Raw genomic sequence first — 23,452 nt, 5'->3', positions numbered from 1 at the left:
TTGGCTTGGTGTGTGAACGGGCTTGATGTGGCGAGCGGGCTTGCCCTAATGCCGTTCAGTTAAGGCTTTTTTGTAGGAGCGAGCTTGCTCGCGAAAAACTCACAGGCGCCGCGTTCATTCAGGAAACACGCGTTATCGTTGACGTTTTTCGCGAGCAAGAACTAGGCGTCCCCCTCGCTCCTACAGAAGGCGATGTACGCTTAACTGAACGGCATTAGGGCTTGCCACAACTGACTCGCTCACACACCAAGCCCGCTCGCCACAGATCATTTTTTTTTTGCCTGCCTTTCTACAATGATTCCAAGAGGAACAGACATGGCTGAAACATCCCCAATCCGCTACAGCTTCGGCGCGGATGAACACCTGTTTGCCGAGGTCAGCGACAGCATGTCCCTGGAGGCTTTTTTCAAGGGCATGGCCGTGACCCGCGCCGTGGAGCGCCTGGCCCTGGATGGCGTGCTGGATGTATGCCTGGCCAATGCCTCGTTCCAGATTCGCTTCGACCCCGACCGCATCGCGCCCCATGTGCTGCTCGACGCGGTGCAAAGCGCCGAAGCCCAGGCGGTGGCCGAACGCACCTTGCACACGCGCATCATCGAAATCCCAGTGCTGTACAACGACCCCTGGACCCATGAAACCCTGATGCGTTTTCGCGATCGCCACCAGGACCCCAGCGGTACCGACCTGGAGTACGCCGCGCGCATCAATGGCCTGGCGGATGTCGACGCATTTATCGCCGCCCACAGTGGCGCGCCGTGGTTTGTGTCGATGGTCGGCTTTGTCGCGGGCTTGCCGTTCATGTTCCAGATGGTCGAGCGCGCGCGGCAATTGCAGGTGCCCAAGTACCTGCGCCCGCGCACCGACACGCCAAAGCTGACCCTTGGCCACGGTGGCTGTTTCGGTTGCATCTACTCGGTGCGCGGCGCCGGCGGTTATCAGATGTTCGGCGTAACCCCGGCGCCGATCTACGACCCGGCGCAGCAGTTGGCTTACCTTCAGGAACACATGGTGTTCTTCCGCCCCGGCGATATCGTGCAGTTCAAACCCATCGACCGCACGGCCTACGACCTGGCCGTCGCCGAGTTGGACGCTGGGCGTTTCGACCTGCGCATCCGCCCGGTGGAGTTTTCCCTCGATGCGTTTCTCGCCGACCCCATCGGCTACCCGAAAACCCTGCAGGAGGCGCTGGCATGATCAAGGTCCTCAAACCCGGCCTGGCCACCTCCGTACAGGACCTGGGCCGTGAAGGTTATTACCACCTGGGCATCCCGCCGTCGGGCGCGCTGGACCAGTACGCGTTGAGCGCGGCCAACCACTTGGTGGGCAATCCGGTCGGCGCGGCGGGGCTGGAATGCACGTTGATCGGCCCCGAACTGGCGTTTCAACAGGACGCGCTGGTGGCCATCAGCGGCGCCCTGATGTCGCCACGCCTGGACGGCGAAGTGGTGCATCAGGACACCGCCTTCCTTGTACGCGCGGGGCAGGTGTTGCGCTTTGAATTTCCGAAGGCGGGCGCCCGGGCCTACCTGGCGGTCGCCGGGGGGATCGACGTGCCGGTGGTGCTCGGCAGTCGTTCCACTTACACCCTCGGCGCGCTGGGTGGGTTCCATGGGCGGCGCTTGCAGGCAGGCGATGAATTGCCCATCGGCCCAGCCAGCGGACAGGGGCGGGCGGGCAACAGTTTGCCGATGGCGTTGCGTCGTTCGGTCGGTGGCGATGTGACCTTGCGCGTGGTGCCGGGGCTGTATTACGAACGCCTCAGCGATGGGGCAAAAAGCAGCTTTTTTGCCGAACCGTGGACGGTGGGTTCCGAAGCGGACCGCATCGGTTATCGCTTCAAGGGCGGCAGTGCCTTGAGCTTCCAGCCACGGGAGCAGCCGTTTGGGGCCGGGTCTGACCCGTCGAATATCGTCGACAGTTGCTACCCCATCGGCTCGATCCAGGTACCGGCCGGTCTGGAGCCGATTGTGCTGCACCGCGATGCGGTATCCGGCGGTGGTTACGCGATGATCGGCACGGTGATCAGTGCCGACCTGGACCTGATCGGGCAGATGCAGCCGAACCAGCGGGCGGGGTTTGTGGCGGTGACCTTGGAAGAGGCGCTGGAGGCGCGGCGGGTGTACAAGAAACGGCTGAAGGCGATGGCCGGGCTCTTCAACAGCTGACACAGCACACGTCCAAATGTGGGAGGGAGCACGTCGAATCGTCGCACCGCCCCTCCCACATTGTGCATCGATGGTGTGTCAGAAGAGTTTGGTGAACAGCCAGTACAGGCTACCGGATAGCACAATCGCCGCGGGCAACGTCAACACCCAGGCCATCAGCAAATTGCGGATGGTCTTCATCTGCAAACCGCCGCCATTGGCCACCATGGTCCCCGCCACACCGGACGACAACACATGGGTGGTCGACACCGGCAACCCGAACATATCCGCGGCGCCGATGGTCAGCATCGCCACGGTCTCGGCCGAGGCGCCCTGGGCGTACGTCAGATGGGTCTTGCCGATTTTCTCGCCCACGGTCACCACGATGCGCTTCCAGCCGACCATGGTCCCAAGCCCCAGGGCGATGGCCACGGCGATCTTCACCCACAGCGGAATAAACCGGGTGGAATTGTCGATCTGTTGCTTGAACAGTTGCAGCTTGCCCTGGGTATCGGCGTCGAAATGGCCGACCTTGTCCTTGTCCATCAAGCGAATGGTTTCACTGCTCAGGTACATGTCGTTACGCACGTTGCCGACGGCTTCGGCGGGGACTTTGGCCAGGGAGCCGTAGCCTTTGACTTCATCGCCGATCTGGCCGGCGAGGGCGGCGAGGGCCGGGATCAGCTCGGGGGTGGCCTGCTTGGTAGTCACATAGGTCGACAGGATCGGTCGCGGGTCGCCGGCCAGCGCCTGCGGCGCGCTTTTCATCAGCGCCACTTGGGTCACTTCGGCCACCGCCGCAAATTGCAACGACTGTTCGGCGGGCATGGTGCGGTTCAGCGCATAGGCCATCGGCAAGGTGCCAACCAGGATCAGCATGATCAGGCCCATGCCTTTTTGCCCATCGTTGGAGCCGTGGGCGAACGACACACCGGTGCAGGTGACGATCAGCATGCTGCGAATCCACCAGGGCGGCGGGGTGTCGCCTTTGGGCGCCTTGTACAGTGCACGGTTTTTCACGAAGACACGCAGGGCCAGCAGCAAGAGTGCGGCAAAGACGAAGCCGATCAACGGCGAGAGCAGCAGGGCATAACCGATCTTGATCGCCTGGCTCCAATCCACGCCGCTGGTGCCGTCACGCCCGTGCATCAGGGCGTTGGCCACGCCGACACCGATGATCGAGCCGATCAGGGTGTGGGATGAAGACGCCGGCAACCCCAGCCACCAGGTGCCGAGGTTCCACAGGATCGCCGCGATCAGCAGGGCGAAGATCATCGCGAAACCGGCCGAGGAACCCACCTGCAAAATCAGCTCGACCGGCAGCAGGGCAATGATGCCGAACGCCACCGCGCCGCTGGAGAGCAGCACGCCGAGGAAGTTGAAAAAGCCCGACCACACCACCGCAAATTGCGGCGGCAGCGAGTTGGTGTAGATCACCGTGGCCACGGCGTTGGCGGTGTCGTGGAAACCGTTGACGAACTCGAAACCCAGGGCGATCAACAGTGCCACGCCCAACAGCAGAAACGGGGTCCAGGTGGTAACGACGGTGCCCAGTTCGTGCATGTCGCGCATCAGGCTGTAGGCGGTAAACAACAGGCCCATGGCGAGCACGGCAAAGAAGATGATCACCGTCAGCAGGCCGGGTTTCTTGTCGAGCCGGGGTTGGGTATCAATCGATGACGTATGCGTGGAGGCAGTCAGGGAAGGGGTGGCCATGCCGGAGCATCCAGTGTTGTGAGGATGTCGTGCATGTTCGTTGCAGAATGTTACAGCGATGCTGCCGCAGGTCATTGTTTAGGTAATCGGGTGTGCCGCTGGTCTATAAAGCGCAGGGGAGCCAATGTGGGAGGGATGGGTACCTACGCACCTTTTCAGCCCCTGACAAATCGCCCTGTGGCGAGCGGGTTTGCCCCGCGTTGGGCTGCGAAGCAGCCCCAAAACCAGCCGCCACGGAGTGGCTGATACACCGCGTTCTTCTCGACTGTGGCGGCTACGCAGCCCAACGCGGGACAAGCCCTAATGCCGTTCAGTTAAGGCTTTTTTGTAGGAGCGAGCTTGCTCGCGAAGAACTCACAGGCGCCGCGTTCACTCAGGAAACACGCGTTATCGTTGACGTTTTTCGCGAGCAAGCTCGCTCCTACAGAAGGCGATGTACGCTTAACTGAACGGCATTAGGACAAGCCCGCTCGCCACAACAGCCCTAGATGCCGGGCGTTCAGCGTGATTGATAGCATTTCAGTTTGAAAATTTGCGGAACGCCCAGCGCCCGGCGATCAGCGTGAAGGTCGCGACCAGCGCCACCAGGATCCAGAAGCCCTCCGGGTCCTGGGAAAGCGGCACGCCGCCGACGTTCATGCCGAAAAAACCGGCAATGATATTGATCGGTAACGCCAGCACGGTCACCACGGTCAGGGTGAACAGCGTGCGGTTGCTTTGTTCGTTGAGGTTGGCGGCGATCTCTTCCTGCAACAGCTTGATCCGCTCACCCAGGGCCGTCAGGTCGTTGATGATCAGCGCGAACTCCTCGGTGGACTTGCGCAGCTCCTTCACGTCTTCCTTTTGCAGCCACTGCGGTGGGCGGTTGAGCAGGCGCAATAACGAGCCCGGCTCCAGCGCCAGCAAGCGTTGCAGGCGCACCAGCACCCGGCGTGCGGCCCCCAGTTCGGCGCGGTTGGTGGACAGGCGCGAGGACAGTAGCTGATCTTCGATATGGTCGACGCTGATGCTGGTCTTGCGCACGATCTGCGTCAGCACTTCGCCCTGGTCGCGTAGCAGGTGTACCAGCAGCTCCGAGGGCGAGCGAAAGCGTTCGCCGGCCTTCACCGAAGAACGCAGTTTATCCACCGAGTGCAGGGGTTGCAGACGTGCGCTGATCAACAGCCGGCTGCGGGCGCATACCCACAGTGTGGAAATATCCGACGAGACCATGCTGCTGAAGTTGAACACCACGTCGTTGACCACCGCCAGCAAGGCCGAGTCGACGTGCTCGATACGGGTGGAGCGCGAGCCTTCGTGCAAGGCTTCGAAGAACTCTTCCGGTAAATCCAGATGCGCCTGCATCCAGCGCTCGCACGCGGCGTGGGCCAGGTTCAGGTGCAGCCAGAGGAATTCTTCCGGGTCGCCCGGTTGCTGTAATGCTTGCAAGGCCGTGGCTGAATCAATCTGCTCACCCTTTTCACCGGGGCGAAAACGAAAACCGTAAAGCAAGCCAAACAGATCAGGATCCTGGTGGCTGTGGTCGATGCTGTGGTTCATGGCGGCTCGCAAAGAAAGCGCCTGTAGGACGTTTCACAGGTTCGCGTGGGCGAATCATTGCAAGGATATTTGACAGTTTTGTGACCGTTTGAAGGGGGCGAGCATAATTAAGACACTTTTTTGACCATCGGTCCGATAGGCTCAAGAAGCGTCTAGGACAGCCGATCCAGCACATAAGCACCCTACGCCCAGGCGTGCCTTTTATGACAGGGAAGTTGAGGCGTGCATGCACCCTATTTTCTTTGTATCGAGAATTCCCCCCAATGAATCTTTTGCGAACTTCTTTGAGAGCACAAATCCTGTCGTTGCTCGGTGGCAGCCTGTTGGCGATGCTTTTGATTGCCCTGGCCTGTTTCAACTTCCTCTCCAGCGGGGTACAGAGCTATCGCAGTTTGCTTGAAGGGCCGTTGCTGACCTCACAGTTGATCGATGAAGCCAACCTGCAATTCAAGGTGCAGGTGCAGGAATGGAAAAACGTGCTGTTGCGCGGCAAGCAGCCTCAGGAGTTGGAGAAGTACTGGAGCCAATTCCAGGACCGGCAGCGCGATGTCCAAGGCATTCTGACGCGGCTGGTGACCCAGACCAACAGCGACCCGGCCCTTAGCCGGCGTATTGAAACCCTGCGTCAGGAACACCAGCAACTCGGCGTCGCCTATCAGAAGGGCCGTGATGCCTATGTGGCCGCGGGTGCCGACCCGGTCGCCGGTGATACGGCGGTCAAGGGCGTGGACCGCTCCGCCAGTGAGCAGATGAGCGCCCTGGTCAGCGACCTGCGGGCCCAAGGCACCCAGCAATCCCAGGCCATTAGCGCCTATGCCAAACGCACGGTACTGGTGGGCCTGGCGATCATGCTGCTGTCCGGTGTACTGATCGGTTTGTTCAGCCTGTGGTTGATCAACCGCAACCTGATCCTGCCGATCCGTGGTCTGATCGACTACGTGACCCAACTGAGCCATGGTCGATTTGCCGAGCGCGTCGCCAGCCGCCGTCAAGACGAACTGGGGCACCTGGCCGCTGCTGCGAATACCTTGCGCGACTTTTTGGCCGAAACCTTCAGCCGCCTGCAACGCAGCGCCACCGATCTGGTCAACGCCAGCGGCGAGTTGAACTCGATCGCCGGGCAGATGGCGACCGGCACCCATGAACAATTCAATCGCACCGACCAGGTGGCCACGGCCATGACCGAAATGTCGGCCACCGCGCAGGAAGTGGCGCGCCACGCCGCCAGTGCTTCGCGCGCGGCCGATGAGGCCGACCATTCAGCCCGCGAGGGCGGCGAAGTGATGAAAGTCACCATCGCCACCATCGGCCAGATGCGCGATGAAATCCTCAACACCGGTACGATCATTCGCCGCCTGGAAACCGACAGCGTGCGCATCGGCAAAGTGCTGGAAGTGATTCGCGGGATCGCCGAGCAGACCAACCTGCTGGCGCTTAACGCGGCGATTGAAGCGGCACGGGCGGGCGAGGCGGGGCGTGGGTTTGCGGTGGTGGCTGATGAAGTGCGCAGCCTGGCGCAACGCACGGCGGCGTCGATCATCGAGATCAACCAGATTATCCAGGCCGTGCAAACCGGTGCGGTGGATGCGGCCGAGGCGATTGTCACGGGCCAGTCGTGCAGTGATGACAGCGTGGAAAAAGTCACCCAGGCCGGCGCGATGCTCGCTCACATCACCCAGGCGGTGGAAGCGATTCGCGACATGAACCGTCAGATTGCCACGGCGGCCGAGGAACAGACGTCGGTGGCCGAAGACATTTCGCGCAATATCACCCAGATCACCACCGTGGCCACGACCAACCTCGACAACGTGAAGCGCACCGAAGCGGCGAGCCACAACTTGCGCGGCTTGTCCGGCGAGTTGAACGAGGTGACGGCGCGCCTGAGCGCCTGATCAGGCTGCGGGCAGGGTGATCAGGCCTTGCGCCCTCTGCGCGCTGAGCGGCTCCGGGCCGTCATGGTTGCCGCGATGAAGGGCAGTGACCAGCAGGTAGAAGGATGAACGCCCATAAAAAAACCGCGCCACCCAAAGGTGGCGCGGTTTTTTCAAGGGTTGACTCAAGTGTCGAGTTTGTCTTCCAACACGGCGCCGGTCTTGGCGTCGAGTTTCACTTCGAACTTCTTGCCGGCGGTGTCGGTCAGGTCGACTTCGTAGACCAGTACACCGCTTTTGTTGTGGTCCAGCTCGGTGTCGGTGATGCTGGCACCTGCGTGCTTGGCCAGCGCGGCGGCATTGAGTTGCTCGAAAGGCTTCACGGCACCGGACTTGAGCAGGCCTTCAATGTGATCCGGGCGAACATCCGCCTGGGCCAGGCCGGCGGTCAGGGTCAGGGCAGTGGCGGCGAACAGGGCAGTCAGGGTTTTCATCGTGTGTGTCCTTCTTTGTTGAGCTGTTTAAGTGGCGCCAGATTAACCAGCGCAACTTAACTCATCCTTAATGGCAAACTGACTCACTCAGTACTTATAGTCGTTCAGCAGGTCCTGCACGCTGGACGACGGCCAGCGCTTGTAGAACTTCAGCAGTTCGGCTGCGCGGTTGGTGAAGATGCCATCGACACCGGCTTTCATCACTTTCTCGAAGTCCACGGGCTCATCCACGGTGTAGACGTGCACCAGCAGGCCCTTGTCGTGGGTCAGCTTGTTCATTTCAGGCTTGACCAGGTCGGTGTAACTCTGGTCGCCGTGGGCCGTCAGTTCGGCCGAAGGGCCCGTGCCGATGGCGCCCAGGCTCTTGGCTTCGTCGACCCACTTTTCGAACTCGGCAAAGTCTTTCGGCTCTTGCTTGGCGTAGTAGGCCGCCTTGGTCGGCTCGCCGGATTCGGCGAAGGTGACTTTGGACTTAGGCTCGATGCTGCCTTCACCCACCCACAACAGCAGGATCTTCGGGGTGTTCGGCATTTCTTTCTGCAGCTCTTTGAGGCTGGCGGTCTCGAACGTTTGCAACACCACGCGGCCCTTGCCTTGGCCGACGCCGGTGTTGCTCTTGCCCAGCTTGGAGCCGGCGGAGCTCAGCCAGCCTTTGTCCAGCAGCTTGTTCTTCAGGTCGGCTTCGATACCGGGGAATTGCTTGGGCTCCTTGGTCTCGATGTACAGGCCGGGTTTGTGCTGCGGGTTGCCTTCGGCGATCTTGATGATGTCGTCCAGGCTCTGGATTTTCAGGCCGACGAAGCCGGGACGGGCGCGATCCGGGTAGGCGGCATTGAACCAGCTGCCGGCGTCGAGGGTTTGCAGTTCTTTCCAGGTGAACTCGTTGGCCGGGGCGTCCTTGCGCTCGGGAAACTTGGTGGCCACGTCGGTGGTGCGTTGCAGGTTGTTGTCGTGCAAGGCGAACAGCACGCCGTCCTTGCTGCGCTGCAGGTCCATTTCCAGGTAGTCGGCGCCCAGGTCTCGCGCCACCTTGTAGGCCGCCGCGGTGGATTCAGGGGCGTCGTAGGAGGCGCCACGGTGGGCGATCACGGCGGGGTGGGGAATGCCTTCGTTAGTTGCCAATTCAGCCGGGCTGATCGGGTCGGCCGCCTGTACAGGGGTCACGCCGAGCATCAGGGCGAGCAGCACGCCCCCTAGGGTGGCGGGCGCCGGGCCGTTGGTAAACGTGACAGGCATATGCGAAATCCTTTCGTGGAGGTAGCTTTGAGAAGGCCTCCTTTTTAACAATTGATTGCGAACGGCGCTATCACCAAACCGACATTAACGTGCGCACGCGCCAATTTTCTCGGTTTTTTTGCGATACATTGCAGTACTCTTGCTGCGAACTGCCCCGTTAGAGGGCAGTCCTTTCTGCCACGCGTGTAAACCATCTTTCCAGTCCCTGTGGGACTTTTCAGTGAGGTTTACCATGCGCATCACCTCCGAGCTTATCTGCCAGGCTGCCGATCAACTCCGCGGATTTGTCGGCCTGAACCGCAAGACCGGCCAATACATCGTACGTTTCAGCGAAGACTCCTTCGGCATGGACGTGGCCGATGACGGCATCATTCCTACCGCGGAATTCGTCTGGTTGCCGGCCCCTGAGCAGACCATGACGCTGTCGCGCGAACGTATCCAGTTGCTGTTGGACCAGAATATCGACGACCGCATCAACATCAGCGAACCGCTGCGTGTGTATATGCGGCGCGTGGAGATTCCGCAGATCAGCGCATTACGCAGCCTGGTGAGCTAGACGGCATAAGCGGTAAGCGAGCTTGTTGTGGCAGTGGGCTTGTCGTGGTGGGTAGGCTTTCTCTGGTGAGCGGGCTTGTTGTGGCAAGCGGGCTTGTTGTGGCGAGCGGGCTTGCCCCGCGTTGGGCTGCGCAGCAGCCCCAATTAAGAACGCTGCAGTGTGTCAGGCAGCTCCGGGGCTGTGTTTTGGGGCTGCTGTGCAGCCCAACGCGGGGCAAGCCCGCTCGCCACAGTAGGCCCTCCACACCACAACAGGCCCGATTGCCACAACAAGCCCGCCCCCACAGAGAACCAGGCGATACGAAGGTTACTGGCCCTGGAATGCGTAGGCCCGTTCCACCTTGCACACCCTTGTCTGAAACGCCGAGTACCAGGTGGCGCGTCCTTGTTCACGCACTGCCCGGTGCTCGGCCTGCTGCTTCCAGGCGAGGATGTCGGCCTCGCTGCGCCAGTACGACACGGTGATCCCCAGGCCATCCTCCCGGGCCGATTCCACCCCGAGAAAACCCGGTTGCTCGCGCGCCAGTTCCAGCATGCGGGCGGCGGCTTCGCCGTAACCGTGATCACCATCGGTGCGCAGTGAGCTGAAAATCACGGCGTAATAAGGTGGGGCGGGGGTGTTGGCGATCATGCCGAGACCTCCTGGCAAGCCTTCAGCATCGCAATCGCCAAGGGCGGCGTGATGCCCTTGAGCGCCGCGCGTTCCGGCTGGAACAGGGTGGCGACGAAGAACGGATGATCCAGCAACTCGACCGCGCGCAGGTCGCCCGCCGAATCATGCCCGCTGGCAATCAAGTTGCCTTCCAGCAGCGCGTCGGCGAACTCGGGGTTGATGCCGTAGCGGCAGCGATAGCCTTCCTCGATATCGAGGCTGTCGTAGGCTTGGGCGATGCGCGTGTAGGGCGCCAGGCGCACCGTGTCAGAGGCCTCGACCAGAGCGCAACTCAGTGGCGTGATCACTGCGCGCCTGGCCTTCGGCGCCAGTTCACCGTGTTCGGCGTCGGCCCAGCCCAGCACGTTGCGGGCGTATTCCAGCACTGCGTGTTGAAAACCGCCGCAGGTACCGAGGAACGGCCGACGTTGCTCGCGGGCAAACCGGATCGCCCGTAGCGCACCGTCGGTGTCGCGGTAGGGGCTGGCAGGCACGCACCAGAAACCATCGAAACCCTGCAACGGTTGATGGGGGCCAAGGGTGTCCGTCTCCAGCCATTGCACGTGAACCTTCAGGCCCAATGTGTCGGCGGCTTGTTGCAAGGCGAGGGGAATCGCCTGGTGGGCGATAACGTCAGGGTTGTAATCGCCGATCAGGGCGAGGTGCAGGGCGGTGGTTTTCATCGGGTGCATCCCATGGCTTGTGGTGTCCTGAGGCGCACTATAGATTGGCGCTCACGCAATCAATATTGGCATTTCCCCATATGCTCAATGCAGCCACGCACTATCGACTCGACTACAACGACCTGTCGCTGATCCTTGCCTTGGTGCGCGGCGCCACGCTGGCGCGCGCGGCGGCGTTGCTGCGGGTGGATGTGTCGACGGTGTTCCGCGCAGTACGGCGCCTGGAGGCCGCGCTGGGCCAGACCTTGTTCGAGAAAAGCCGTGCCGGCTACTTGCCCACCAGCCTCGCCAGCCACCTGGCGCAGCAGGCCGAGCGCGCCGAACAGGCCTTGGAAGCGGCGCGGATTGGCGTGGAACAGGGCGGCGAGGTGATCAGTGGCACGGTGCGCCTGACCTGCACCGACTCAGTGCTGCAAGGCCTGTTGCTGCCGGCACTGGCGCAGTTCATGCCGGACTACCCGGCACTGACCCTGGAACTGAGCACCTCGAACGATTTCGCCAACCTCAGCCGCCGCGATGCCGACATCGCCCTGCGCTTGACCAAGACCCCGCCCGAACACCTGGTAGGACGCTGCCTTGGCAGCGTGACGTATCGGGTGTGTGCCAGCGCCGATTTTGCACGACGACATGCAGGACGTGACCTGGCCGACCTGGCCTGGATCGCACCGGATGACTTTTTGCCCGATCACCCCACCGTCGCCTGGCGCCGCGCGCACTTGCCAGGCGTGCGCCCCAGTTATCGCTGTAACAGCATGTTGTCGGTCACCGAGCTGGTGCGGGCGGGGTTGGGCGTGGCGGCGCTGCCGGACTTTCTGCTGGGTGGCGACCTGCAACCGCTGGGCCCTGTGCTGGCAGGGCACGACACGGCGCTATGGCTGCTCACGCGTCCCGATTGCCGGGCGTTGCGTTCGGTGGTGACGCTGTTTGATGAGCTGGGGAAGCACCTGCGGTTGCCGGGGCGCTAGGTTTTCCGCACAAAGTGCTCATGCATTTCGCAGGTCAGGGTCTCGATACGCTCGGTCAGTTGCTTGGTCATTTCCGTCAGGCGGGTGTTCTGCTCCAGCAGTTCCAGCAGTTGCTTGGTGGTCCGCGCGGCCTCGGCCTGGCGCTCGGCGTTGGCCACGGCCAGCGCTTCCCGGTGCTGCGCGTCGGCGTCGGACTGGGCTTTATCGCGGGCGGCCTGGCGTGTCTGGGCCAGCAGGATGAGCGGCGCGGCATAGGCCGATTGCAGGCTGAACGCCAGGTTGAGCAGGATGAACGGGTATACGTCAAAGTGCGTGATGCCGCTGACGTTGAGCGCCACCCACAAGATCACGATCGCGGTTTGCGCGCCGAGGAAGGTCGGCGTGCCAAAGAAGCGCGCGAAGGCTTCGGCCTTCAGCGCAAAGGTGTCGTTGCCGAAGGTCGGCGCCAGGTGATCGTGGCGCCGGTGGAAACGTCGATGGTCGACGGGGGTGGTTTCAGGCTTATCTGGCGTCATGGTGGGCTCGGGTCATCAACGGTAAGACGGGCGTTCACTATAGTCCTGGCGACCTGTCTGACGTATGAATAACCCAGAGCCGATTCAGTGGGCGCTGCGTTCGTTGGCAAAAGCGCTCACTGCCTGTACCGCCTCACTGGTGCCTTCGCGAATTTGCAGGATCACCGTGCCGGCGCGGTTGGCCAACTCCACAGCCTGGGCGGCGCGGTCACGCGTGCCGTCCATGCTGTCGATAGCCTGGCGGGTCTCGTCTTGGATCATCGCGATCATGCTGGAGATCTCGGTCGTCGAGCCGCTGGTGCGCGCCGCCAATTGCCGTACTTCGTCGGCCACCACCGCGAAGCCACGGCCTTGTTCACCCGCCCGCGCCGCCTCGATTGCCGCATTGAGCGCCAGCAGGTTGGTCTGGTCAGCGATGCCTCGGATGGTGTTGACGATGGCGGTGATCTGCTGCGAACGCTGGCCCAGCTTGGCGATCAGTTGCGACGAGCCGTCGATGTCGGCGGCAATCTCACGCATGCCAGTGGCGGATTGCTGGATCACTTCGGCGCCTTTTTCCGCGATGTCCCGGGTGTTCAGGGAGATGTGGTACGCCTGGGCTGCACTGGCCGCGTCGGCGGCGTGCCGTTGCACCATGGCTGTGACGTCGGAGGCGAACTTCACCACTTTGCACAGGCGCCCACTGGCGTCGTGTACCGGGTTGTAGTTGGCTTCCAGCCAGACGGTCTGGCCGTTTTTATCGACGCGCTCAAACTGGCCGCTGAACAACTGGCCCTGGTTCAGGCGCTGCCAGAATTCACTGTAGGCCGAACTGTTGACCAACTCCGGTTTGCAGAACAGGCGGTGATGCTTGCCCTGGATCTGCGCCAGGCTGTAACCCATGCGGCGCAGGAAATTGTCGTTGGCGGTGATGATAGTGCCGTCGAGGTTGAACTCGATCACTGCCATGGAGCGGTCGATAGCGCCCAGTTTGGCATCCGCTTCGCTCTCGGCCTGCAGGCGCGGGGTGACATCCATCGCGTACTTCACCACCTTGATCACTTTGCCGGCGTCGTCGCGTACCGGGTTGTAGCTGGCTTCCAACCACACCGACTGGCCGGCGTTGCCCACCCGTTCAAAGGTGCCGGATTGGAATCGACCGTTGCGCAAGTCCGACCACAACTGGTTGTACTCGGCGCTGCGGGCGTATGCCGGGGTGCAGAACAGGCGGTGGGATTGGCCCTCGATCTGCTCGGCGCGATAGCCCAAGGTCTTGAGGAAGTTCTCGTTGGCTCGCAACACGGTGCCTTGCAGGTCGAATTCGATCACTGCCATGGAGCGCTCGATGGCGTTCAGCAGGCTGGCCTGTTGCGCGACGGTATGTTGCAGGAGGTCGATGGTTTTTTTATGCGCGTTGAATAGCATGTTCGGGTGCTCGGGTAAGCAAGCGTCTTGGGGTATCCATGAATATGCGCCTGCCTCCGTAGGGCGCTTAGCCTCACGGTTGACGTGCTCATTGTCAGCTTCCTTGTGCCGACAGCGGGGTGGAACAACCGGTTCAGAGTGATCAGCCTGGCCAGAAGTTCGACCCAGGGCAGGGCCTTTTTTGGGTTAGCGGACGGATGGCGGCATTGTGCTATCTATTCGGGGGTGTCGCGGCAGTCAGACGGGCTGCCGCATCAGGTCTTCAGGCGGAATGGGCGATCAAGTAATTGCTGACATTGACGCGATTGCGCCCGGTATCTTTGGCTGTGTACAGCGCTCGGTCCGCCGCATTCAGCCACATGGCGGCATCGGTGAAGAGCGGCTGGAAGTCCGCCAGGCCGATGCTCAGGCTGACGCGCAATTCGGGGATCAGCGGGTTCTGATAACGGCTGAAGGTTTCGCGCATGTGTTCCATGACCTTCGCGGCTTCGTTCAACGACATTTGTGGAAGAATCACACAGAACTCATCGCCACCGTAACGGCCGGCCAGGTCGTTTTCGCGCAGGTGGCGCCGCAGCTCCAGGCCCAATTGCCGCAACACGGCGTCGCCGATGATATGCCCGTGGGTGTCGTTGATCTGCTTGAAGTGATCGATATCGATCAGGGCGATGGTGGCGTGGCTTTGCTGCAACTGGCACTTATGGAACTTGAGGTGCAGCAGGTCTTTCCATGAACCGTGGTTGAGCAGGCCGGTCAGGCTGTCGGTGCGGCTCAAGGCACTGAGGGCACGTTTGTGTTCCGCCAGTTTGATCGCCAGTTGATAACAGACCATGCCGATGGCCATGGGATAGAGGGTCAGCATCGGCAGGCAGGTGTAGACCTGCAGCAGGCTGACATCGGGGTTGAACCGGATGCCGAACAGCGCCCAGGCCACACATGCCCCGGCCCCTTGTGCCAGCAGGCCGCGCAGGAACAGGCGTAGGCCTCCGGCCGCGACGTTGTTCATGGTCATCATCGACAGGATGGTCACGGCTGTCAGTGGCGTGAACTGTGTGGCCGCGGCCCAGAAGCCGCCCGATAGGGAGTCATACAGCAGGTTGCGCTGTTCGGCCTGGTAGGGGAATTGGGAGCGGGTCGACAGCTGATATGCCACATGGGCCCAGGCAAACCCATTGAACAGCAGGAACGCCCATACCCAGCCCGGCATCGTGAGTGGATACAGCGCGCCGATGACGCTGATGCAACCGATGCCCAGGCCGATGATCCTTGGCTTGTAGATTCGCTTGGCAAATGAAAGCCCCTTGCCTCGTCTGTTTTCCATAAATTCCTGGTTCAGCTGTTTTTCACTGATACGGCTGCGCACGTTTGCCCGATTAACCGTTGATCGGATAAGTCCGGTGAATATTGTCAGTTATTCCTGTGGGAATAATCAGTGTCCTTCCAAGCCATTTGTGGAGAGACCGTGCAGGAATCGTCGAAAAACGACCAGGGATGTCGCTTATGCAACAGTGGGGAGGGGCCAGTGCTTCAGCGCTGTGCAGTGATTTCGTAACCGGCCAGGAAAAGATCGATGGCCGACTCGATGACCCTGGCCTGGCTGGCTGCATCAAGGGTGGGTTGGCCCAGCGTGATCTGTGGCCAGAACGCGAAAGCCTTGAGCAGGCTCTGGATCTGGTGGGCGGCGAAGGCCGGGTCGCTGCAACTGAGTCGGCCGTCTTGCTGGGCGGCGCGCACCCACTGGGTAAAGCCTTCTTCGCGTTTGCTCAGGCGGTTGACCATGTCCTGGGCGCGTTCCGGTGAATGGATGGTGGCGGCGATGGCAACCCGGGCCAGGTCGAGAAAATTGGCGTCCGACATCATCTTCATCTTGGCTTCGAGCAACTCGCGCAATTGTTCGCGCAACGGACGGTCGCTGGCGTAGCTGACGTCGAGCTGGGCGACGCTGCTGGCCCAGAGTTGGTGGAGAATTTCGGCGAACAACTCTTCCTTGCTGGGGAAATGGTTGTATACGGTGCGTTTGGAGACGCCGGCGGTGGCGGCGATCTTGTCCATGCTGGTGACCTCGAACCCGTTGACCCGAAACTCGGCAATGGCGGCGGCCACGATGGCTTCGCGTTTGCGGTCGGTGAGGCGCTGGGGGGCAGTCATGGGCAGTGATCGGCTCTAGGGGGAAAATTACACTCGGTAGTTTACTTGCTCCGGGTTTTGTTGCAATCTTGAAACTACACTGTGCAGTGTAACTTATGAGCGGTCTGTAGGAGTCACTCTGGAATGGCCACGATCTCAACCCGTCTCGACCCCGCGCCCGTCGCCCGCAAGCCTGCCGAACAGGCTCCGGGAAGCTTCAGCAACGGCGCCCCCGTGCAGCACGCCGGCTTTGCCAAAACCTTGGGTATTTTCTGGAAGATGCTCTTTCACAAGCCGCGCACCACGCGGCCAGTAGGGCAGATCCCGGTGCAACCGCTGACCCGCGAGCAACTGTCCGCCGCCCCCGACCACAGCGTATTTCGCCTGGGGCATTCCACGGTACTGCTGAAAATGCGCGGCAAGTTCTGGCTGACCGACCCGGTGTTCGCCGAGCGCGCGTCACCCTTCAGTTGGGCTGGCCCCAAGCGTTTCCATCAGCCCCCTATCACTCTTGAAGAACTGCCTGATTTGGAAGCGGTCATTCTTTCCCACAACCATTACGACCACTTGGACCGTAAGGCTGTCATCCAGTTGGCCGACAAGACCGCTGCCTTCCTGGCGCCGCTGGGCGTGGGCGATATCCTCGTCAAATGGGGCGTGGACGCGCGTAAAGTGCGGCAGCTCGATTGGTGGGAGGGCACGGAGGTCGGCGGCATTCATTTGGTCGCCACGCCTGCACAGCATTTTTCCGGGCGGGGCCTGTTTGATAGTAACCAGACGCTGTGGTGCTCTTGGGTGATGATCGACGGCGCGCGTCGGATCTTTTTCAGTGGCGACACCGGCTATTTCGACGGCTTCAAGCGCATCGGCGAACATTACGGCCCGTTCGACCTGACCCTGATGGAAACCGGTGCTTACAACGTCGACTGGCCCCATGTGCACATGCAACCTGAGCAAACCTTGCAGGCGCACATTGACCTCAAGGGCCGTTGGTTATTGCCGATTCACAACGGCACCTTCGACCTGGCGTTCCATGCCTGGCACGAACCCTTCGACCGCATCATGGCGCTGGCATGGGAGCGCAATGTGTCGATTACCACGCCGCCGATGGGCCAGGCGTTCAGTTTGAGCATGCCTGAACGCGGTCATGCGTGGTGGCTGGATGTCGAGACGCAAGCGGTTGAGGAACACGCCGTGGGCTGAACGTCGGCGCACTTGGAAAAAGGAATTTTCAGGGTGTTTCGAGGTTGCGACAAGCGCCGGACGACGGTGCGATGATCCTTGGGAATTTCATTTCTCGGGGCAGGTTCTGATGGAAGACAAGTGTAGGAAGTACTGGCGCCCATGCGTGCCATGCCCAACGGGGCAAGCGTTACCCTCGGGCGCGACCTGCCCGCCCTCCGTTCCTCCCACTGATGCACCGAGCGGCAGCGCGGGCGGCATCACGTTCGGTGCCGCTGCTCACACACCTGAGCCTGCGGGAACCGGCGTCCCCACTCCCCGGTTTGACGTGCCGGGCCCGCTGATGAAAACCGTACGCGACCCGGCGTTATCGCTCAGTGCGTTAAGTGGCGTCGACCCATCGGGGCCGGTGATGGTGGAAGTCCCCCTGGTACTGAACAACAGTGCTTTTACCCCGGCACCGGCATTGACCGGGTGGCGCATAGGGTATGCCGGGCGCTATGTACGGGGTGATGCATACGAACCCGCTGAACACAGCGCCTCCTTCACTCGTGCCTTGGATAAGTTGCGCCAGGCGGGGGCGCAACTGGTGGCGCTGGACGCGGAGCAGGTGGACGACAGCCTTCAATTCAGCATGCACAACGAAATCGATCGACACGTGACGGAGAATCGCCTTGATGCCCTGGTGTCCGAGGGGCGAAGTGCCGCGTTTCATGCCGCGTGCAGAAGTGGCTACCCGGGGCTTTTCGAGCCGCTGGAAGAAGGCAACAGGCTTTGGTTTTATAGCGCCCACTGGATGCGTGATCACGTGAGGGCGTTGGCACAGAGCTACCGCCTGCTGTTACAGGAACCCGCCACCTTACAGCCCACACCTTGGGTGGAGTAATCGGACGAGACTGCAAGATTTACCCTGGGGGAGGAAAGCACCGCCCTTTTTAGACTGGTACCGGGTTATCAATCGATAGCTCGCACGTTCCGTCCAATCGAGGGGAATTTATGTTCATACCTTCTTCGTCCGGGGGATGGGCTGCCGACCTTTACCGGGCATTTACACAGCCTGGGCAGGGATACAAGAGCGCCCATGAAATGTCAGCGGATATGGCCAAGCACTCAGGGGTCACTTCAGAGTCGTTGGTGAAGGAATCGTTGAAGCAGATCGCCAATATTGACCAGGGGCTCCAGGGGGGAAACGCGTTTTTAGAAATCAACCGCAACGCCAGGAATGAGGCGAAGGCGCTCGATCAGGAGCGTGCCAACGGCCAGGTGCGCAGTTATCTGCATGGCGTGCCCGTGGCACTCAAAGATGTGTTTGAAACCCAAGGCAATATGCAGACGAGTGCTGGCTCAAAAGCCCTGGTGGGCGCGCCGGCGACTAAAAATGCCAAGGTCGTGGACCAGCTGCTGAAAGCGGGCATGGTCATTGTGGGTAAAACCAACATGAGCGAATTGTCCAACTTTCGCTCCGAAGCGCCGGCAGATGGGTGGAGCTCCCGAGGTGGACAGACGCTCAACCCTCATCGGCTTGGTGGCCCGGTGGCAGGGTCGAGTTCTGGCTCGGCGGTGGCGGTGGCCCAAGGGCATGTTCCGCTGGCGCTGGGGCTTGAGACCAATGGTTCTGTTATTGCTCCGGCCGCCTATAACGGTGTTTTCGGCATGAAAACCACTGCCGGCCTGGTCAGCACGGAGGGCGTCATGACCAGTACGCGCCTGGATTCGGTGGGCACTTTTACACGTAATGTGCGTGACGCGGCGGAGGCACTCAACGCCATGACTGAGACCACCGTGTACACCGAGGGCCTCACGCCAGATGCCTTGAAAGGCAAGCGCATTGGCTACACACCATTGCCTGAGCTGACGCCGGAGGAGGCCAAGGACCCCGCGAAGCGCGCGGATAGAAAACACTTCGAGGACGCGATTGAACGGCTCAAGTCCGAGGGCGCTACCCTGGTGCCAGTGGGGCCAATGGACGAAGGCATATCTGATGACAACTACCGGGACTACAACGAAGCGTTGTTTACCGACGTTAAAAAACAGCTCGAGGACTATTTGGCGGGAAGGCAAGGCCTGCCGGTCAAATCACTATCGGAGCTGATCGCATTCAATAAACGCAACGGGCTGCCGGGCGAGCCGGACCAGAACCTTCTGGAACTCATCAACACCCTGGAGGTGCCGCAGGAGGAGCTCGACAGCCTGTGGGAGGCCATTACTCCGATTTTCCAGCAAACGATTGATAACCCGTTGAAGGCACACAAGCTCGACGCCATCGTGTCGAATTTCCTGTCCCATAACTATTACTTCACTGCTGCCGCGGGCTACCCAGGCATTTCAGTCCCTAGCGGCATGGATGATGAAGGCATGCCTACGGCGCTGTATTTCTATGGTTCGGGCAACAGCGAGGCCACCTTACTGTCCGTAGCCCATGGCTATGAGCAGGTGTCGCAGGCGATCAGGGAGCCGGCTTTCACCCCTGGTACGCCTTTCTCTCCCGCACCGCCGATGACCGATGGCGGGGTTGAGATGACCGCCAACCACTGAACCTGACCCCCGCGTGATACAGGATGCATTGGGCGCTGCAATTGCAGGCCCGGTGCATTCAGCGTTCACGGTCGCCCGGCCACGGGATGAGCGTATCGGCCTGCTGCAAGAGCAAACCGCCGGCCTCTAAATCGCTGTGTGACTGGGGCGACTCCATGGCTGACCCGCCTGGACTCTACGCACCATTCGGTTGAGGCGTTGGTGGCTCGATTGCTGCCGCAGTTGAGCCCATCAGCCGCGACATAATGCCTTTAGAGGCCGGCTCGGCGGGTGCGGTTTCAAACCTGCGCGCCCTCATCCCCCATCCCGGCGCAAACCCAGGGAAAAACACCAGCCCCTCCGCCTCCAGGCGAAACGCCAGGGTCAGGCGGGTTTCATCGTCCACGTCGCCGTTGTTCTCGAATTGTTGAATCGCCGCCACCGACACGCCGGCCTGACGGGACAGGTCTTCGCGGCTCCAACCCAGCATCACGCGGGCCTGGACGCTGTGCTTGGCGGTGAATTGATGCAGGACGATCTGCTGTTCTACGAAAGAGCTCATTGCCAGAGAGGACATGGGTTGTCTCCAGGGTTCGACGGGGAAGGCAAACTATACTGTGTTTTTGTACAGTTGTTTCGACCGCTCATCAACTGGATTCTTAACCACCTGCTATTCCAGCATCGGCACTTCCCGAATAATCAGGTGGTCCAGGTTCTCGATATTGGCGCTGAATACCCCGAACGTCTGTTCCGGGTTTTTCTTGCTCGGCACTTGCTTGAGCGCCGGCGTCACCCCGTAGAAGAAGCAATACAGCGGCCGTTCGCTGCTGGCCGCGGCCTTGATCTGCTCCAGGAACGCCTTGCGCTTGCGGTAGTTCTCGATGAGTTTCTTGCTCAGGTAGACATTGACCGAATAGGGCTTCTTGTCGAGCCAGACCCTCTTTTCAAAGTCGATGCGAAAACTGCTGGTGTAGTCCTTGATCGCTTTGATCTTGCCCCAGTAGATCAGGCCGTGGTTGTCCTGCAGGTACTCGATTTTCTTGAAAAACGCCCAGTAGGTCGCGCTGTGCTCGCCGATCTTCAGCGGCATCGCCTTGAGCTTATCCTTGTGGTCGATATTCGACACATAGCATTCCACCGGGTGGGCGAACACGCTGGTTTTATCCGGGGTGCTGTCGCTGGCGCTGACGGCTGCGGGGGGGCGGCCTGAAGGTGTTTGCGCGGGTGCTTGCGGGGCTTGCCCCTCGGCGTCGACGACCGGAGTGATGCGCGCGTAGGTACGCCGGGTCAGGACAAATTCCGATGGGAAGTTGTCCTCGCGCGCGTCGTCGCTTTCGCCTGCCGCCGGCTTGTGGCTGCTGGCATAGCGGCAACCCTCGATATGCTCGGTGCTGGGCGTGTTCTTGAAATGCGGGGTGCGCTGGTAGTTGACGTTCTTGGCGTTATACGTGCCCAGCACGTTGCCCGTTTCAAAGGCTGCGCGGCAGGCGTCGTTGGGGCAGAGGAAACGGTCCTTGTCGGAGTCGTACGCGGCGGTTTCGTCGAAATTCAGCTCTCGTACGTCGTAGATCGATAGCTTGTTGTCGAGACTCACGCTGTAGGCCGTGTCGAATTTCATGAGGCTCGGGTCCGTGAGAGGGATAACCGGATATTACGCAAATATCAGCCGTGGCAGCGATCAAATGTGCGGGCTGGCCGAAGGGGGGCTAGCCGCCACGCGGCGTCCGCTCAGGAAGCACAGGGTGCCGCCGAGGGCAGTGAGTGCGCCCAGGGCATAAAACATGCTGGTGGGCGCCGCGTTGATCAGCAAATACCCGCAAATCACCGGGCTCATCGCCCCGCCAAACGCGGCCAGGTTCTGTGCCCCGTAGTAACTGCCGCGCAGGGCATCCGGGGCGATGGTGTCGATAAACAGGAACTCGGACGGGTAGATGATCATCTCGCCGAGGGTGAACACAAACATCGCCAGGCACCAGGTGAGCAAGCTGTCGGCCAGGCTGAAGCCGATCAACCCAAGCATGAACAGCAAAGTGCCCAGCACGATCCAGTAGCGCAATTGCTCACGCTTGAGAAACCGCCCGATCTGGTACTGCATCGCGATGACGGTCATGGCGTTACACGCCAGCACCGCCGACAGAATCTTCAGCGCCTCGGCCGGCTTGTAGGCCACCAGCAGAAACTGCGACAGATACAGCGTATAGCGCCCGTGGACAATGGTGCTCAGCAGGCTGCCGCTGGTGAACAGAATCAACGTGCGGTCGCTGCGCAAGGTGCGCAGGGTACTGACAAAACTCAAGGGTCTGTGGCTGTCATCCCGTTGCGTCGGCGGGATACCGATCATCAGGAACACGCTGCCAAAGGCAATCGCGCTGGCGATCAGGAAGGGCGCCAGTTGCATGTGGCCGGCAATCACCACGCCGACCATCGGGCCGGTGGCGTAGCCGACATTGGTCAGGGTATAGCGCAGGGAAAACACCTTGGCGCGATCGCCCACCGGCAGGTTCTCGCTGATGATGGCTTTGGAGCCGATCAGGAACAGCGCTGACGCTGCTTCGGTGATGACCAGGGTCAGGGTGGTGAGGTAGAGGTTGCTGGCAAACGTCAGTAACAGAAAGCCGATGGCGCTGGAGAGCATGGCCAGGATCAGCAGCTTGCGCTTTTCCAGGCGGTCGATGATGTAGCCGCCATACAGGCCCAGCAGTGTGGCGATAAACACCGCGATGCCCATCAGCAGGCCGATGTCCTGCTGGTTGAGGCCCAGGCGCGTGCTCAGCAGCAGCGCCAGCAGTGGGCTGGTCATGGCGCGGCTGACCACGATGGTCACCGAGCAAATCATCAGGCGGCGGATTACCAGGGAGTAGGTGGCCACGGTGGGGCGGATGTCCTTGTCAGGTGCCTTGGTATTCTGTAGGAGCGAGCTTGCTCGCGAAGATCGTCAACGATAGCGCGGGCTTTCTGATTGCCCGCGGTGCTCTCGGGTTTTTCGCGAGCAAGCTCGCTCCTACAGTGGGGACGGGTTACTGGCCGGCGTTGATGCTGATCTTCTCGACCGCACCCTGTTCCAGATCCCACTTCTTCAGGATCTTGCCGTAGGTCCCGTCATCGATCATGCCCTGCAACGCCTCACTGATCGCCGTGACCAGCCCGGTGTTGCTCTTCTCGATCCCCAGCCCGGTGAACTGCTTGGAAATCGCCAGGCCCACCGGCTTGTACTTGCCCTTGTCCAACGACATCAAATAAGGAATCGTCTCGCTGCCCTGCATCGCCGCGTCCAGGCGGTTCTGCTGCAACTGTGCCCGCGCATCCGCCGAGCCTTCAGTGCCGATCACCACGATGGCGGGTTTACCCGCGGCTTCGCAGTTTTCCTTGCTCCACGCGGCAATTTCCGACGGCCAGGTGGTGCGGCGGCTGGTGCCGACTTTTTTACCGCACAGGTCGGTCAGTTCCTTGATCTCTTCACGCTTGGCCAGGGTGTACAGCTGCGGGCCGCTGGTGAAGTAGTCGATGAAGGTCACGGATTTCTGGCGCTCGGCGGTGTCGCTCATGCCCGACAGCACGATGTCCACGCGCTTGGTGGTCAAGCCGCTGAGCATTTGCTCGAAGCCGGTTTCCTGCCACTTGATCTTCACACCCAGGCGCTCGGCCAGGGCGTTGCCCAGGTCGAAGTCGAAGCCGGTGAGCTTATTGGTGGCCGGGTCCTTGAAATCCATCGGCGGGTAGTTCGGCACGATGGCCGCGCTGATCTCACCCTTGTCCTTGATTGCCGCCGGCAATGCCGCCAATACACCGGTGGAGGCCATCAGGCCTGCGAGCAACGTTGGGATGAACAATTTTTTCATGGGGGCGTTCTCGTTA

Annotated in this window: 22 protein-coding genes and 2 pseudogenes; 8 read left to right on the top strand and 16 right to left on the bottom strand. The window is 61.1% G+C overall.

Features of this window, described 5'->3' with window-relative positions:
• Positions 1 to 315 precede the first annotated feature (315 nt).
• A complete protein-coding gene (locus tag QU606_RS28480; protein WP_304997874.1) occupies positions 316 to 1,194 on the top strand; it encodes an allophanate hydrolase subunit 1 in 879 nt (292 codons plus the stop codon).
• On the top strand, positions 1,191 to 2,165 hold the full coding sequence (locus QU606_RS28475) for a biotin-dependent carboxyltransferase family protein (protein ID WP_069076880.1): 975 nt from the start codon (positions 1,191 to 1,193) through the stop codon (positions 2,163 to 2,165). The genes QU606_RS28480 and QU606_RS28475 overlap by 4 nt, the downstream gene beginning before the upstream one ends.
• Positions 2,166 to 2,243: 78 nt before the next feature.
• Here the strand turns inward: QU606_RS28475 and QU606_RS28470 are convergent, their stop codons facing one another.
• Both QU606_RS28470 and QU606_RS28465 read right to left on the bottom strand, forming a co-directional pair.
• Positions 2,244 to 3,860 (bottom strand): inorganic phosphate transporter, encoded by a 1,617-nt coding sequence (locus tag QU606_RS28470; protein WP_024077043.1) that lies wholly within the window; start codon positions 3,858 to 3,860, stop codon positions 2,244 to 2,246.
• A 519-nt stretch (positions 3,861 to 4,379) separates the two neighbouring features.
• Complete coding sequence (locus QU606_RS28465) at positions 4,380 to 5,399, bottom strand: transporter (RefSeq protein ID WP_024077042.1); 1,020 nt, start codon at positions 5,397 to 5,399, stop codon at positions 4,380 to 4,382.
• A 263-nt stretch (positions 5,400 to 5,662) separates the two neighbouring features.
• Here QU606_RS28465 and QU606_RS28460 point away from each other — a divergent pair, with 263 nt between their 5' ends.
• On the top strand, positions 5,663 to 7,291 hold the full coding sequence (locus QU606_RS28460) for a methyl-accepting chemotaxis protein (protein WP_304997873.1): 1,629 nt from the start codon (positions 5,663 to 5,665) through the stop codon (positions 7,289 to 7,291).
• On the opposite strand, the gene QU606_RS28455 is transcribed toward QU606_RS28460, so the two are convergent.
• The 3 genes from QU606_RS28455 to QU606_RS28445 form a co-directional block, all read right to left on the bottom strand.
• Entirely contained in the window at positions 7,292 to 7,447 is a 156-nt protein-coding gene (locus QU606_RS28455; protein ID WP_304997872.1) for a hypothetical protein, read from the bottom strand.
• 8 nt (positions 7,448 to 7,455) lie between these two features.
• Positions 7,456 to 7,764, bottom strand: coding sequence for a PepSY domain-containing protein (locus tag QU606_RS28450; RefSeq protein WP_024077040.1), 309 nt, complete (start codon positions 7,762 to 7,764; stop codon positions 7,456 to 7,458).
• An 87-nt stretch (positions 7,765 to 7,851) separates the two neighbouring features.
• Positions 7,852 to 9,000, bottom strand: coding sequence for a glycerophosphodiester phosphodiesterase family protein (locus tag QU606_RS28445; RefSeq protein ID WP_304997871.1), 1,149 nt, complete (start codon positions 8,998 to 9,000; stop codon positions 7,852 to 7,854).
• A 232-nt stretch (positions 9,001 to 9,232) separates the two neighbouring features.
• On the opposite strand from QU606_RS28445, the gene QU606_RS28440 reads away from it, so the two are divergent.
• Positions 9,233 to 9,556: a DUF2025 family protein gene (locus QU606_RS28440; RefSeq protein WP_024077038.1), complete on the top strand. Its 324-nt coding sequence runs from the start codon at positions 9,233 to 9,235 to the stop codon at positions 9,554 to 9,556.
• Between the two features lie 306 nt (positions 9,557 to 9,862).
• Here QU606_RS28440 and QU606_RS28435 read toward each other — a convergent pair whose 3' ends face one another.
• Both QU606_RS28435 and QU606_RS28430 read right to left on the bottom strand, forming a co-directional pair.
• The gene (locus QU606_RS28435) at positions 9,863 to 10,186 is read right to left on the bottom strand and encodes an antibiotic biosynthesis monooxygenase (RefSeq protein WP_102624552.1); all 324 of its coding nucleotides are present in this window, start codon (positions 10,184 to 10,186) and stop codon (positions 9,863 to 9,865) included.
• Positions 10,183 to 10,890 (bottom strand): CTP synthase, encoded by a 708-nt coding sequence (locus QU606_RS28430; protein ID WP_193689744.1) that lies wholly within the window; start codon positions 10,888 to 10,890, stop codon positions 10,183 to 10,185. Before QU606_RS28430 ends, QU606_RS28435 begins: the two co-directional genes overlap by 4 nt.
• An 80-nt stretch (positions 10,891 to 10,970) precedes the next feature.
• On the opposite strand from QU606_RS28430, the gene QU606_RS28425 reads away from it, so the two are divergent.
• Positions 10,971 to 11,855, top strand: coding sequence for a LysR family transcriptional regulator (locus QU606_RS28425; RefSeq protein WP_024077035.1), 885 nt, complete (start codon positions 10,971 to 10,973; stop codon positions 11,853 to 11,855).
• Here QU606_RS28425 and QU606_RS28420 read toward each other — a convergent pair.
• The 5 genes and pseudogenes from QU606_RS28420 to QU606_RS28405 form a co-directional block, all read right to left on the bottom strand.
• Positions 11,852 to 12,370: a DUF1003 domain-containing protein gene (locus QU606_RS28420; protein ID WP_024077034.1), complete on the bottom strand. Its 519-nt coding sequence runs from the start codon at positions 12,368 to 12,370 to the stop codon at positions 11,852 to 11,854. The genes QU606_RS28425 and QU606_RS28420 overlap by 4 nt on opposite strands.
• Positions 12,371 to 12,454: 84 nt before the next feature.
• Positions 12,455 to 12,889 (bottom strand): annotated as a pseudogene (locus QU606_RS33115) (methyl-accepting chemotaxis protein); the annotation flags it as partial.
• A 165-nt stretch (positions 12,890 to 13,054) separates the two neighbouring features.
• A pseudogene (locus tag QU606_RS33110) lies at positions 13,055 to 13,684 on the bottom strand (PAS domain-containing protein); the annotation flags it as partial.
• Between the two features lie 352 nt (positions 13,685 to 14,036).
• Positions 14,037 to 15,095 carry a diguanylate cyclase gene (locus QU606_RS28410; protein WP_150296015.1) on the bottom strand — a complete coding sequence of 353 codons (1,059 nt, stop codon included), beginning with the start codon at positions 15,093 to 15,095 and terminating at the stop codon, positions 14,037 to 14,039.
• 206 nt (positions 15,096 to 15,301) lie between these two features.
• The gene (locus QU606_RS28405) at positions 15,302 to 15,922 is read right to left on the bottom strand and encodes a TetR/AcrR family transcriptional regulator (RefSeq protein WP_024077031.1); all 621 of its coding nucleotides are present in this window, start codon (positions 15,920 to 15,922) and stop codon (positions 15,302 to 15,304) included.
• Positions 15,923 to 16,045: 123 nt separating this feature from the next.
• Between QU606_RS28405 and QU606_RS28400 the strand changes: the two genes are divergently transcribed.
• The 3 genes from QU606_RS28400 to QU606_RS28390 all read left to right on the top strand — a co-directional run bounded on the left by QU606_RS28400 (position 16,046) and on the right by QU606_RS28390 (position 19,618).
• Positions 16,046 to 17,104, top strand: coding sequence for an MBL fold metallo-hydrolase (locus tag QU606_RS28400; protein WP_024077030.1), 1,059 nt, complete (start codon positions 16,046 to 16,048; stop codon positions 17,102 to 17,104).
• A 322-nt stretch (positions 17,105 to 17,426) separates the two neighbouring features.
• Positions 17,427 to 17,969: a hypothetical protein gene (locus QU606_RS28395; protein WP_237141777.1), complete on the top strand. Its 543-nt coding sequence runs from the start codon at positions 17,427 to 17,429 to the stop codon at positions 17,967 to 17,969.
• Positions 17,970 to 18,169: 200 nt separating this feature from the next.
• Positions 18,170 to 19,618 (top strand): amidase family protein, encoded by a 1,449-nt coding sequence (locus QU606_RS28390; RefSeq protein WP_304997869.1) that lies wholly within the window; start codon positions 18,170 to 18,172, stop codon positions 19,616 to 19,618.
• A 175-nt stretch (positions 19,619 to 19,793) separates the two neighbouring features.
• On the opposite strand, the gene QU606_RS28385 is transcribed toward QU606_RS28390, so the two are convergent.
• The 4 genes from QU606_RS28385 to QU606_RS28365 all read right to left on the bottom strand — a co-directional run bounded on the left by QU606_RS28385 (position 19,794) and on the right by QU606_RS28365 (position 23,436).
• Positions 19,794 to 20,174 carry a helix-turn-helix transcriptional regulator gene (locus QU606_RS28385; protein ID WP_024077027.1) on the bottom strand — a complete coding sequence of 127 codons (381 nt, stop codon included), beginning with the start codon at positions 20,172 to 20,174 and terminating at the stop codon, positions 19,794 to 19,796.
• A gap of 93 nt (positions 20,175 to 20,267) precedes the next feature.
• Positions 20,268 to 21,215 carry a hypothetical protein gene (locus tag QU606_RS28380; protein ID WP_168233468.1) on the bottom strand — a complete coding sequence of 316 codons (948 nt, stop codon included), beginning with the start codon at positions 21,213 to 21,215 and terminating at the stop codon, positions 20,268 to 20,270.
• Between the two features lie 60 nt (positions 21,216 to 21,275).
• Positions 21,276 to 22,466 (bottom strand): MFS transporter, encoded by a 1,191-nt coding sequence (locus tag QU606_RS28375; RefSeq protein ID WP_304997868.1) that lies wholly within the window; start codon positions 22,464 to 22,466, stop codon positions 21,276 to 21,278.
• 148 nt (positions 22,467 to 22,614) lie between these two features.
• A complete protein-coding gene (locus QU606_RS28365) occupies positions 22,615 to 23,436 on the bottom strand; it encodes an ABC transporter substrate-binding protein (protein ID WP_024077024.1) in 822 nt (273 codons plus the stop codon).
• Positions 23,437 to 23,452 lie beyond the last annotated feature (16 nt).

Origin of the sequence: Pseudomonas sp. OVF7 (assembly GCF_030644265.1) — a bacterium.
GTDB classification, from domain to species: Bacteria; Pseudomonadota; Gammaproteobacteria; order Pseudomonadales; family Pseudomonadaceae; genus Aquipseudomonas; species Aquipseudomonas gorinensis.
The sequence above is the reverse complement of the archived record's forward strand: the minus strand, read 5'-3'. Positions and strand labels throughout refer to the sequence as shown.